The organism is bacterium (assembly GCA_016708315.1).
Classification (GTDB): Bacteria; Zixibacteria; MSB-5A5; order CAIYYT01; family CAIYYT01; genus JADJGC01.
The window spans coordinates 433,218-445,618 of record JADJGC010000002.1 but is presented as its reverse complement, the minus strand read 5'-3'; the positions used below and the strand labels follow the sequence as shown (position 1 = coordinate 445,618).

Sequence of the window (12,401 nt, the reverse complement as noted above, 5' to 3'; positions counted from 1 at the left end):
ATCAATGAGAAGTTTTCGTCACATGTACATGACCCGCAACCGCATTCTTGCATTTCTGTCATTTGGGTCGTTGGCACTCTTTGTAAGCCAGCTCGCCTGTTCAGACAAGTCAAACGACACATCCGACAATCGAGCTCCTTCGACACCATTACTCACCCAGCCTCTTGATGGAACTGCTGCCGCTCCGACGAGTGTGCAGCTTGACTGGGAAGCAAGCGATCCGGATGGTGATTCACTGACCTTCGATCTCTTCGTTGATACTTCAAATCCTCCGACAAAACTAGCGGCTTCCGAATTGCCCGGCAAGAGCCACACAATCTCGTCGTTGAGCCAAGGAGTGACATACTTCTGGAAGGTGACGGCCACAGACCCAGATGGTCTGAGCAGCGCGTCAAGCAACATCAGCAGCTTTGCGGTGGGTTCATTTGAACTTGGTTGGCGCGACCTTCAACCTATGCCTACCTCACGACTGGGACCCGCTTCCGCAGTGACGGGGAATCGGCTCTATGTGATGGGCGGACTATCGTACCACGGCGTATTGGATCTGTGTCAGGCCTATGATCAATCTACCGACACTTGGCATCAAATAGACTTCATGCCGGTTCGCCGAGCATACGCCAGCGCCGTTGACTATCAAGGCAGAATCTACGTCCTCGGTGGCGAAGCTCTTGGTCAGAAGATATCCATCGTGAATTCCTACGACCCGCTTTCAGATCAATGGGATCAGTTGGAACCAATGCCAACAGGTAGATCTCGTTTCGGTGCTGGCGTGCATGGCGACAATATCTTCACATTCGGAGGCTACCAATCCGATGGCGCGATCTATAGTTACGAAATCACTGCGAACGAGTGGCAGCAAATCGGCACGCTTCCAAAACCACGCGACGGCATGTCTGTGACAGTTCACAACGGACTTTTCTATCTGATCGGCGGGTCCCATCCGGATAATTTTTGGCTGACAGACGTTACGGTCTACGACCCGTCCCTGGGAACATTCTCAACTCGCGCTCCAATGCCAACCGCACGTCGCGACCACCGTGCTTCGTTGATCGGAGACAAGATTTATATCACCGGCGGAATGAACGCAATCGGCCCTCACATCTTTTTCTCTAGCGTCGAAGTGTACGACATCAACAGCGACACCTGGCTGACCCGTAGCCGCATGAAGTATCCTCGTCACGACCACGCAGCCGGAGTAATCAACGGTAAGCTCTACACAGCCGGTGGCTTGACTGACGGCATTCCGGATATTCTCAATAGTCTCGAAGAATATGACCCGCTCCTTGATCCCTAACAGGTGAAACGAATTGACAACTACTTCAAATCATACAGTCTGGACGCCAGCAGTTAAGCACCTAAAGCGCGTTGACCCGATCCTTGCTCGTGCGATAAAACTCATCGGTCCCTGCAAGCTCGAGAAGGGAGAAGGCGGGTTCAATACTCTGGCGCGAACAATCATCTATCAACAACTGTCGCTCAAAGCCGCCGGCACAATCTTTGGTCGAATCAAAAGCCTCGCTGGCATTAACAAGTTGACTCCACCGTCGGTAGCCAAGTTGACCGACGCTCAACTTCGATCGGCAGGAGTTTCACGACCAAAGATCGCTTACTTGCGTGATCTTTGCGATAAAGTCACTGGCGGCGCGATTTCATTTCGCAATTTCCCGCGAATGACCGATGACCAGGTTCGCGACGCTCTCACGTCCGTAAAGGGTCTCGGCGTCTGGAGTGCAGACATGTATTTGATCTTCGTTATGAACCGAACCAATGTGCTTCCAACAAAAGACCAGGGACTCCTGAACGGAATTTGCCTATTGTATGGTCACTCAGCGGAAGAACTCGACTGGGAAGTGCTCCAATCCCGATGGTCACCTTACTGCTCAATCGCATCGTGGTACCTTTGGGCATACAAAAACCGGATGATGGAATCTCGACCCAAACAATGAAGAAAGCAATTGTCACCGGAGCAACGTCCGGTATCGGTCGGGCGCTGGCGCTGAAACTGGCAAGAGAGGACTACGTCGTCGGCATCATCGGACGTCGCACGGAACGGCTCGAAGAACTCTGTCGGCAGGCGCCGGGGCATTTCATAATCCGACCATTCGACTTGCGCGACTATGATCGTGTTGAAGAGCTCTTAAACGGCCTCGTTATCGAACTCGGTGGGCTCGACTTGATAATTGCAAACGCTGGCGTCGATCGACGAAATCCTGCCTTGCACCTCGAGCCTGAATTGGAAACCATCGAAGTCAACGTCGCAGCCTTCGTAGCCACCGTCGATTGGGCGGCAGCATACTTCAAGAAGCAGGGAAGAGGCCACATTGTCGGCGTATCGTCCGTCGCCGCTTTCTGGGCAAATGCTCGCACCTTAGCATACAACTCCTCAAAAGCATTCGAGGTGAAGTACCTTGCCGGGCTTTACGCTAACCTGAAGCCGAAAGGCATCCACGTTACCGATATCTGCCCCGGGTTCGTGGCGACTGAGATGACACAAGGTCGAACCGATATGTTCTGGGTCGCTTCACCGGAAAAAGTTGCCGACCAGATATATCGCTCCATCCTCAAAAAGAAACGCATTGCTTATGTTTCTCGTCGTTGGCGCTATCTTGGCTGGATAATGCGCATCCTGCCATTCCGCCTATATTCGCGATTGACGATGCAGAGCTGATTCCCGAATTCGCTATCCTGCTTGCGATGAATACTCGTAGCTTATATAATTCTCCAAAATTGACTGTTCTTAACCACGATGGGAGAATCCAAAATGGCAACTTACATTATCCTGAGTAAACTCGGTCCGCACGCCTTTGAAACGCCGGATGGACTGAAAGGTATCGCGACGTTGGTGAGGGAGAAGCTCCGCAAGGAATGCCCCAAAGCTACCTGGGTGCAAAGCTACGGCTGCATGGGAAGCTATGATGTCGTTGATATCGTCGAATCAGACGATCCGCAGCAAATCGAAAAGGCTGTCATGATTATTCGCGCTCTTGGCCGTTCGACAACAGAAACCCTTCTGGCGACTCCTTGGGACGAATTCCTCAAAGCACTCTAAATAACTAGGCCCCGGCTTGAGGCCGAGGCCTGTTGGGTGAGTGGAGGGATTATGACCAAACCCGCATAGGGGGTAATCAGGGTAGAAAAAGTCTCGCAGCTGCATAGACTCAAGGAGCAGAACGGAAATGATCTGCAAGATTTCCTCTACGATATCTCAGACGTTATTCGTGGCTGTTTGTTTAACCGCTTACGCAAAAATTCCAGTTTTCGCAGGGATTTCTTGCGCATATGCTGACAACCAAAAAACAATTGACTTTACCCGCACAATTTATACTTTGCCCTTCTCATCTGAGGGCTCGTAGCTCAGATGGTTAGAGCGCGCGCCTGATAAGCGCGAGGTCGGCAGTTCGATTCTGCCCGAGCCCATTTATTGTTCCCACCGATTTTGAGGTCGGCAAGTTCGACCGTAGGTGCCCGAGCCCATTTATTCTTCCCACCGATTCTGAGGTCGCCAAGTTCGACCGTAGGTGCCCGAGCCCATTTATTGTTCCCATTCATCTTTGAGGTCGGCTAGTCGACCGAAGGGCCCCAGCCTGTCTTTCCCACACTCGGGCTGCGCCACACCCCGCGGTCGACGGAACGTGCGATCCCATCTTGCTTTCACTTTCATCTCAACTAAGGCCAGATGATCGCGGCCGAACGCGCATCTGATAGGCGCCTCAGCTTCCAACGCTTCAGGATTCTCGCACACAAAAAGAAACCCGAGACGTTTTGCACTGTCTCGGGCTTAGTTTCGTGCGCCGTCCCGACTTGCGGGACGGCGTCTTAGCGAGGCGCGCCAGATGGATTGATCTGGAGTATTCCAGGTTTTCGAATCAAATCGTCGCGAGTCGGCTTTACTTCGATGGAGTCTCACCGGGAACAACGCTGGATCTGACCGGCGTCTTCTCAAGTGTAGCCTTTGCCCACATCGTTGTGGTTGGCTGCTTCTCCGAAGTCATCTTGACTGTAGCGTCAAGAACGTCGCCTCGAATTGTTCCTTCCCATTCGTGTAGATTCTTGGCCTCGTCTTCCAACGTGGCTTTGAATCGGGTCAAATCGCCTTCCGAAGTGGTCGTATATGCCGCCATTCGAAAACCCATCTTCTCACAGTGGGAGGAATAAAACATGCCGGCAATAAACTTGATTGTCTCTTCAGTGCCCGTGGCCACGCCTTGTGCGCCAATTTCACCGACATAGACTTTGCCGTCGAGGATGCCTTTCTTGGCCGCAATTTTAGCAGAGTCTGCTGGAAGTTTCTCGCTTGCCCCCATCGTTGGCGTATCTCCACCCGCCATCACGCTACCCCAGACTACCAACGTCATCGCTAATGCAAGCACCCATACTGGTGCCGAGATTGTGAAGATCTTCTTCATCGGATCTCTCCTTGCTGATGTTGTTGTTCTGGTCATCCAGTTATTTAGTGGATGATCGTTCGATAAGGTTCTTGGTGAGCATTCTGATGCGCATCTGGTCAGCTCAATTTCTTACTGGTATTTACCGCCAAGTTGGGAGCGTGGTTCCATAAAGTAGATGTTTGTTCTCGTTTTTTTTGTTCGTGGCAAAGCTGCAATTTCGGAGACTTCGACTTGTCTGAGCAAGGAGACAGGGACCTGCCTGCTTCGCGCCGATTCGCGAATTAACTTGACGACCACTCCGTCATCGACATACTTATCCATCAATACAGCAATATTTGAATGGAGGCATTTATGCGAAAAACACCTTTCGCTGCTTTGCTGCTTGCAGTTTTGATTCCCCTTGGCTGCTTCGCTTCAGAAACGATTACAACCCTTACGGTGGGCACCCATAACTCGCGTGACTCCTTAACCGTATTCGGCACCATTGTATTTATGGAACCCGATTCAAGCGGGCAGTTTACATTGCTCTTGAATCCGAACGCCGAAATCCAAGCAATGTTCTTTCGTACGGAAGACGACTCCATCACAGCTCACTTTGAACGAACTTCGGGTGATACTATCGTCGTCGCGCAGCCGACGACGCCGGCATTTGCACGCCCCAGGGTGTTGTCGTTCGAATTGGCAATTCCACAACGGGTTGATGATTCCCTCATTATGTTGGATCGAGGCAACCGTTGGTATCCAGTCTTACCTCAGGGCCTAACGACGGCAATTGTAAACGTAGTCTGTAATCCCGATCTCGAAGTCTTCTCTATCGGAGACAAGTCCACGCATGGCGTGTCGCCACTTGTGATGCACGAGTTCATGTCGAAAATCCCCGTCTACAAAATCCCGCTTATAGTTGCCAAGAAACATTATTATCGCAGTTGCAGCAGGGCAGTGGCAAAGCACGAAATTACCCTGAACTATTTCAGCATAACTGACTCGGCAGCGCAGGCAATACTCGACGAGGCCACCACCGCATTCGAGTTCTATCAAGACTTGCTCGGAGAATACCACCACAAAAAGCTGACAATTCTTGAGGTCCCAAGTTTCGAAGGCACCAACATCGGTACGGGAATCCTCATGATCGGCTCTCCCACAATGAATGCGATTGCAGCAGGTCAACGAGAATCACTTACTTTAACTATTGCCTCGCAGTGGTTTGGCGCGGGTGTTTTCTGCGACTTTTCCGGCCGGGGTTTCTGGTTCATGTCGCTGTCATTCTCCCACTACTTGCGCTTGCTCTATGAGGGTCGCTTTCTGGATTCGGCAGCATTTTCGGCCAAAATCAACGATAATCTCGCGGCTTACCGCAAAATCGCCGGCAATGAGTTAGATACTCCAATCATCGATATTGTGCGTCCAGATAGTCGCGAAAAGGGAATCATCATCTATTCCAAAGGGCCTTGGCTCTTTCATCAGTTCGCTGATTGTATTGGAGCAGTGGGCATGACCGCATTTGCCAGGAAACTTTACTCCGAGTTTTCAGGCAAAGTCGTTTCCATTGAACAACTTATCGAGATGATGTCAGTTGTCGACAGAAACTGCGCTGAACGGCTAAGAACAGATTTGGGGGGCGTGGGATTGTGATCGACAAACGACTGGAATAATATTCCCAGTCAAATGTGATTGCCTGATAACGAGTTAGCAATATTCTAACTCTTATCTCAAAAAATCTTCACAAATTTCCGAAATTGCTATTGACATCGGTAAGCTCATGCATATATTGGGCGTCGCTGTTTGAAGGCGCTCGATTAACATCGACTCCGGGAAGCTCGGAGCGATTTTTTTTCGGAGGTCGCCGACAAAATGAAGCCTGAAAGCTTCAGCAGCTAACTTGAATCTGTCCAACGTTAAAAGCGTTGACACTGTATAAATTCAGAAGGCGCGAACTTGCGGGGGCGCGGCAGAATCAAGACACGATCTTTGATTACGAGGGGATGTAGCTCAGTTGGGAGAGCGGCGGCTTTGCAAGCCGTAGGTCGTCGGTTCGATCCCGATCATCTCCAAGACGATAAAGGCTACATTAGCCTGTAGATAAATTATCCCCGCAGCGCGGGGAAGTGACAAGCCAAGTCTCTTGCTTCGGCGGGAGAGTCACGATCTTTGACAACCAAATATCAGAGCCAATGCGGAATCTAAAACGCATGGCTACAGAAATCGAGCTTTTAGGATTTCGATCAAGTTACTAAGAGCATACGGTGGATGCCTTGGCACGGAGAGGCGATGAAGGACGTGGTAAGCTGCGATAAGCCTCGATTAGGAGCAAACATCCTTTGAGTCGGGGATTTCCGAATGGGGCAACCCAGCAGGGTAATACCTGTCTATTGCATAGTAAATTCATAGCTATGCAAGGCGAACGGGGGGAACTGAAACATCTAAGTACCCCCAGGAAGAGAAAACAACCGTGATTTCCCAAGTAGCGGCGAGCGAAAGGGAAAGAGTCTAAACCGATTGACATGTTAAAGCGGGTGCGCGTTGTGTCGTCGGTGTTGCGGGTTCAGTTCTGACCGAAGTACCCATAGGTCGAAGAGTCAAAAACCGTTTGGTTAACCGAATAATTCTGGAACGTCAAACCATAGAGGGTGATAGTCCCGTAGGTGAAAATCAAGCGGCTCTTTCGAATTGATACCCAAGTAACCCGGAACACGAGAAATTCTGGGTGAATCTGCCAAGACCACTTGGTAAGACTAAACACTACTTCGTGACCGATAGTGAACCAGTACCGTGAGGGAAAGGTGAAAAGAACCGCTGACGCGGAGTGAAATAGTACCTGAAACCGTATGCTTACAAGCTGTGGGAGGAAAGTGTGCTCTTCGGAGTACATAGACTGACCGCGTGCCTATTGAATAATGATCTAGCGAGTTACTCCTCGGTTGCAAGGTTAAGGCAAACACTGCCGGAGCCGTAGCGAAAGCGAGTTTTAAACGAGCGTTAAGTAGCCGGGGGTAGACCCGAAGCCAGTTGATCTATGTATGGCCAGGATGAAAGACCGGTAACACGGTCTGGAGGTCCGAACCCACCGCTGTTGAAAAGGCGGGGGATGAGCTGTACATAGGGGTGAAAGGCCAATCAAAACTGGAGATAGCTGGTTCTCCCCGAAATAGCTTTAGGGCTAGCCTTGTGTAATAGTGTGACGGAGGTAGAGCACTGAATTGGTTAGGGGGCCTACAAGCCTACCGACCCGAATCAAACTCCGAATGCCGTCTACATGTTTCACAGGAGATAGTCTGCGAGGGATAAGCTTCGTAGGCGAAAGGGAAACACCCCAGACCGCCGGCTAAGGTCCCTAAACAATGCTAAGTGATAAAGGATGTGGAATTACTGAAACAGCTAGGATGTTGGCTTAGAAGCAGCCATTCATTTAAAGAGTGCGTAATAGCTCACTAGTCTAGTGATTCTGCGCCGATAATAAACGGGACTAAGCATTGTACCGAAGCCGCGGACTTCACGCGCAAGCGTGATTTGGTAGGGGAGCATTCTGTTGTAGGTCGAAGGTATCTCGGTAAGAGGTGCTGGACGAAGCAGAAGAGATTATGCTAGAACGAGTAGCGATAATACAGGCGAGAAACCTGTACACCGTAAACCTAAGGTTTCCTGAGGAAGGTTAATCCGCTCAGGGTTAGTCGGAACCTAAGCCCAGGCCGAGAGGCGTAAGCGATGGAAAACAGGTCAATATTCCTGTACCAGGTGCAACGTGTTTGAGCTATGGGGTGACGCAGTCGTGAAAGGGCAGCCACCTGATGGATGGTGGTCCAAGCCTGTAGGTGGATCGCGCAGGTAAATCCGTGCGGTCAACACCGAGAGGTGATGGGGGAATGAGTCTTCGGACAAACCAACTGCCCCTAATCATACTGCCGAGAAAAACCTCTATGTTAATGTTGTATCTGTCCGTACCGTAATCCGACACAGGTAGGTGAGGAGAATATCCTAAGGTGCTCGAGCTAACCCACGTTAAGGAACTAGGCAAAATGGCCCCGTAACTTCGGAAGAAGGGGTGCTCCTAAGTAGGTGAGAGAGTTCGCCTCTCAAGCTGAATGGAGTCACAGTAAAGTGGCCTGGGTGACTGTTTACTAAAAACACATGTCTCTGCTAAGCCCTAAGGCGACGTATAGGGACTGACACCTGCCCGGTGCTGGAAGGTTAAGAGGAGGGGTCAGCTGTATTTATATAGCGAAGCTCTCAATCGAAGCCCCAGTAAACGGCGGCCGTAACTATAACGGTCCTAAGGTAGCGAAATTCCTTGTCGGGTAAATTCCGACCTGCACGAATGGTGTAACTATTTGGGCGCTGTCTCAACGTGGGACTCGGTGAAACTGTAGCAGCGGTGAAGATGCCGCTTTCCCGCATCGGGACGAAAAGACCCCGTGCACCTTTACTATAACCTGGCATTGTCATTTGGACGGGCATGTAGAGCATAGGTGGGAGGCTGTGAAACTGGAGCGCTAGCTTCGGCGGAGCCATCACTGGAATACCACCCTTGTTTTTTCGGATGTCTAACCTCGGTCCTTGAAACAGGATGAGGAACACTGCCAGGCGGGTAGTTTGACTGGGGCGGTCGCCTCCCAAAGAGTAACGGAGGCGTACAAAGGTCTGCTCAGGCTGTTTGGTAATCAGCTGTAGAGCGCAAGGGTATAAGCAGGCTTAACTGCGAGACGTACATGTCGAGCAGGAACGAAAGTTGGTCCTAGTGATCCGGCGGTTGCGCGTGGAAGTGCCGTCGCTTAACGGATAAAAGGTACGCCGGGGATAACAGGCTTATCTCCTCCGAGAGTTCACATCGACGAGGGGGTTTGGCACCTCGATGTCGGCTCATCACATCCTGGGGCTGGAGAAGGTCCCAAGGGTTCGGCTGTTCGCCGATTAAAGTGGTACGTGAGCTGGGTTTAGAACGTCGTGAGACAGTTCGGTCTCTATCTGATGCGGGCGAAGGAAATTTGAGGGGCTCTGACCCTAGTACGAGAGGACCAGGTCGGACCGACCGCCGGTGCACCTGTTGTTACGCCAGTAGCATAGCAGGGTAGCTGCGTCGGGAAGGGATAAGCGCTGAATGCATCTAAGTGCCAAGCCCACCCCAAGATAAGATTTCCCTATCGAAAGATCTAAAGGCACCTGGAAGATGACCAGGTTGATAGGTCACAGATGTAAGCCCTGTGAGGGGTTCAGTCGAGTGATACTAATTTGCCGTGAGACTTGATCTTAAAATTTGTCATCGCCGGGGGCGTGCATCAAACGCCCCCACCTTGACTCGATCAATGTATTCGTCCTGATTGTCATTCTCGCGAAAGCGGGAATCCAAGATTAACGAAAAACTACAGTGATCAATTTTTTATCGAATCTTAAAAGCTTTTCTGTAACCTGCCTTTAGATTCCGCATAGCTCTGATATTGGTTAATAAATTGCACGCTTGTGCGCGTCAGTCGTCTTCGCCTGACGCGATTACAAGACACCAGATTTTCCGGTGGCAATGGCGTGAGGGAAACACCTGTTCCCATTCCGAACACAGAAGTTAAGCCTCACAGCGTCGATGGTACTGCTTGCGAGAGTGAGTGGGAGAGTAGATCGCTGCCGGGTTAAATGCAAAACCCCGATTCGAAAGAGTCGGGGTTTTTTGTTTTCGCTCGTCCATCGCCGAGTATAACTTAAGAAGTTAGTTTGATCTTGACTCATATTCTGATGGGAGGAATAAGTGACTTGGGCTTTTAAAGTGGGGATTGTGCTGATTGTATGCGGACTAGTTTTGCTTGCTGTCTCGCTGACAATGACGGCATACACCGGATGATGAATTGTACGAGAGAAGCCCTACGGTTGTGAGAGTCGGGACATGTAGAGTGAGTTCTCATGCATTACGTCATGAGAGCTGACGCTTGAAATATCGGTCCGAGGACTACGCCGTAACTGGCTATTGTCCCGGTACTACAGCGATTGGGTCGATTTTAGCGGTGGGCTTCTGTAGTACGACTCCCAAATCAAGACTCAGAGTCGTATTCTTGGGAGTTGTCGCTACTGCGGTGACTTTCATTTTACCTATGGTAGTTAAGACTTATTCCGCGAATACTCGTTGCCCGGAGTATCCCCACTGGGCTGACTCTTGTTAGAATACCGCTGTCTGGCGTTGTCTTCCTGATAATATCCTCTCAGTATTCGGATGGTTGGCCATTTGACGTTCTTGCTGGGACCTTTTTCACGGGGGGTCCCCGGTTCGTACGTTCCGCGGCGTAAATATAAATTCTTGGGGCTTGAGTGTACTGACCTGTTTGACTTTAGTCGTTGGACTAGTTTGCGCTTTCAGCGGTTTGTTTTGGTTTCTGACACCTGCAGATATTGTACAGCTACTTTACTATTCGTGTCTTTGCTTATCGGGAGGGCTTGTGCAAGTTAAGCTTAGTAGGTCAGGAGCCCGTTGCTCCCGGATATCCTGCTTGAGCGGTCCTGATCCCCTGTTCGCCCCGGCTCCCCGTGGGATCCTTCCAGAACGCAAGGAGCTGGTCGAGGTGTTCGGTTTCTCCAGTGATCTGTCCTGCGCCTTCAGCGAGAAGCGGAGTCCTATAACTCCCATTGACAATCGTCATCCAACAGAACCTAACACATCCTTCGCTCTTGACATTCTTTTTCAATTACTGTTGTATCTACAAAGAGAACTTCCGGGACGAACCGAAATGCCGATAATCGAATACAAGCCAAAGCTATTTGATCTAGTCCACGCTAAAAGAACCTGCGGAAAGGGAGCCGCCGGAGAAGTCCGGGTATATATCATCGGAATCTTAATTTTGCTCTTTGCCCCTAACCTGATCTATACGGGCTATTTACTTCTGGGTGTTCTTATGGTTCTGATCGGTATGGCAGATGTGTTTAACGTCTTACCGGAACATCTTCTTGCTCCAGTACTGGAGTGGAATAGGAATCCCAAGTTCAAAGAGCAACATCGCCTGACACTGACCACAGAAGAGCCCACTTCACCATACAGACGCTATCGACTCGACTCTTAAATGGGATTTCTACAGCAAATGTGTTGGAAACTCCAAAGGCATTCATTCGGTAAGAGAATGTATAGCGTAATCCCCAAGCGTGCCTTCACCGATTCAAACCAAATCCAGGAATTCAGAGACCTCATCACAACTGTTTTCGAAAGCGCTGAATAGACACGATCCCCGGTCAGGGGTTTCGAGCTCGATCAATCTGAAGTAGTTACTGCGTCGTTTCTAACTATACTGCCGCATCACACACAAGCGTATCGAAGAAAAAAATGTCGTAATCACCCTTAATCATCGAGTAGAACTGTGCCACTATTAGTCGGAGCGTTACTTGCACTCGCCGTAGGAGCATTGGGGACTATCGCCGGCATGGATCGCGACAGAGCCTTTTATCCGGTCGTTACTTTTGCTGTCGCCTCGTACTACGTGCTCTTTGCAGTCATGGGGGCTTCCTCGGGCATCGTGATGATAGAATCGTCGGTTTGCCTGGTTTTCATTGCTGCAGCTGTAGCGGGCTTCAAATCGTCACTTTGGATCGTTATGGCCGCACTGGCGGGGCACGGTATTTTTGACCTCTTCCATGGAAGTCTAATCTCAAATCCCGGTGTGCCGGAATATTGGCCCAACTTCTGTATGGCCTTTGATGTTCTGTTTGCCGGGGTACTTGGCATGGCAACTCCAAAGCGGAAAGATTCGTAGATGGCGCGACTAACAGTTGCTTGAACAGCAAATGTTCCGCAGCGATGTTCAGCTACTAGCTCCACGGCCCCCAAAAGTGATAGCGCGTTCCCAACGCTTCCCGTATTATCATTGTCATGATCTCAGAAAAAGTCTTCCGCACCCTCGCCCTCGCGTTTCCCGATGCGACCGAACAGTCCAGCGGGTTAGAAAAATGACCATGAGGATCTTTTAAGAAAATCGAACCTCCTTGTAGGACTTGTTCACGACATTAGAAAGCTCCGAGTACTCATCCAACGACAATCAACAAGAAGAGCTT

At 50.4% G+C, this 12,401-nt stretch carries 8 protein-coding genes, 2 tRNA genes and 2 rRNA genes; 11 read left to right on the top strand and 1 reads right to left on the bottom strand.

Features of this window, described 5'->3' with window-relative positions:
* Positions 1 to 4 precede the first annotated feature (4 nt).
* The 5 genes from IPH59_02305 (at position 5) to IPH59_02285 (ending at position 3,417) form a co-directional block, all read left to right on the top strand.
* The gene (locus IPH59_02305; GenBank protein MBK7090544.1) at positions 5 to 1,294 is read left to right on the top strand and encodes a hypothetical protein; all 1,290 of its coding nucleotides are present in this window, start codon (positions 5 to 7) and stop codon (positions 1,292 to 1,294) included.
* Positions 1,295 to 1,307: 13 nt separating this feature from the next.
* The gene (locus tag IPH59_02300) at positions 1,308 to 1,946 is read left to right on the top strand and encodes a DNA-3-methyladenine glycosylase 2 family protein (GenBank protein ID MBK7090543.1); all 639 of its coding nucleotides are present in this window, start codon (positions 1,308 to 1,310) and stop codon (positions 1,944 to 1,946) included.
* A complete protein-coding gene (locus IPH59_02295; protein ID MBK7090542.1) occupies positions 1,943 to 2,668 on the top strand; it encodes an SDR family NAD(P)-dependent oxidoreductase in 726 nt (241 codons plus the stop codon). Before IPH59_02300 ends, IPH59_02295 begins: the two co-directional genes overlap by 4 nt.
* 93 nt (positions 2,669 to 2,761) lie before the next feature.
* On the top strand, positions 2,762 to 3,049 hold the full coding sequence (locus IPH59_02290) for a GYD domain-containing protein (protein ID MBK7090541.1): 288 nt from the start codon (positions 2,762 to 2,764) through the stop codon (positions 3,047 to 3,049).
* Positions 3,050 to 3,343: 294 nt separating this feature from the next.
* Positions 3,344 to 3,417 (top strand) — tRNA-Ile (locus IPH59_02285).
* Between the two features lie 470 nt (positions 3,418 to 3,887).
* On the opposite strand, the gene IPH59_02280 is transcribed toward IPH59_02285, so the two are convergent.
* Positions 3,888 to 4,406 carry a hypothetical protein gene (locus IPH59_02280; protein ID MBK7090540.1) on the bottom strand — a complete coding sequence of 173 codons (519 nt, stop codon included), beginning with the start codon at positions 4,404 to 4,406 and terminating at the stop codon, positions 3,888 to 3,890.
* 333 nt (positions 4,407 to 4,739) lie between these two features.
* Here IPH59_02280 and IPH59_02275 point away from each other — a divergent pair, with 333 nt between their 5' ends.
* From IPH59_02275 to IPH59_02250, 6 genes are all read left to right on the top strand, one after another.
* Entirely contained in the window at positions 4,740 to 6,020 is a 1,281-nt protein-coding gene (locus tag IPH59_02275; GenBank protein ID MBK7090539.1) for a hypothetical protein, read from the top strand.
* A 346-nt stretch (positions 6,021 to 6,366) separates the two neighbouring features.
* Positions 6,367 to 6,439 (top strand) — tRNA-Ala (locus IPH59_02270).
* A 169-nt stretch (positions 6,440 to 6,608) separates the two neighbouring features.
* Positions 6,609 to 9,631: ribosomal RNA gene (locus IPH59_02265) — 23S ribosomal RNA — on the top strand.
* 256 nt (positions 9,632 to 9,887) lie between these two features.
* A 5S ribosomal RNA gene (rrf, locus tag IPH59_02260) occupies positions 9,888 to 10,004 on the top strand.
* A gap of 848 nt (positions 10,005 to 10,852) precedes the next feature.
* On the top strand, positions 10,853 to 11,419 hold the full coding sequence (locus tag IPH59_02255; GenBank protein MBK7090538.1) for a hypothetical protein: 567 nt from the start codon (positions 10,853 to 10,855) through the stop codon (positions 11,417 to 11,419).
* Positions 11,420 to 11,710: 291 nt separating this feature from the next.
* Complete coding sequence (locus IPH59_02250) at positions 11,711 to 12,103, top strand: hypothetical protein (GenBank protein ID MBK7090537.1); 393 nt, start codon at positions 11,711 to 11,713, stop codon at positions 12,101 to 12,103.
* The last annotated feature ends 298 nt before the right edge of the window (positions 12,104 to 12,401 follow it).

Bases quoted from the DNA above. Each gene is read 5' to 3' on its own strand.
- IPH59_02275 (MBK7090539.1), top strand. From the start codon at position 4,740: ATGCGAAAAACACCTTTCGCTGCTTTGCTGCTTGCAGTTTTGATTCCC.
- IPH59_02305 (MBK7090544.1), top strand. From the start codon at position 5: ATGAGAAGTTTTCGTCACATGTACATGACCCGCAACCGCATTCTTGCA.
- IPH59_02280 (MBK7090540.1), bottom strand. From the start codon at position 4,406: ATGAAGAAGATCTTCACAATCTCGGCACCAGTATGGGTGCTTGCATTA.
- IPH59_02290 (MBK7090541.1), top strand. From the start codon at position 2,762: ATGGCAACTTACATTATCCTGAGTAAACTCGGTCCGCACGCCTTTGAA.
- IPH59_02295 (MBK7090542.1), top strand. From the start codon at position 1,943: ATGAAGAAAGCAATTGTCACCGGAGCAACGTCCGGTATCGGTCGGGCG.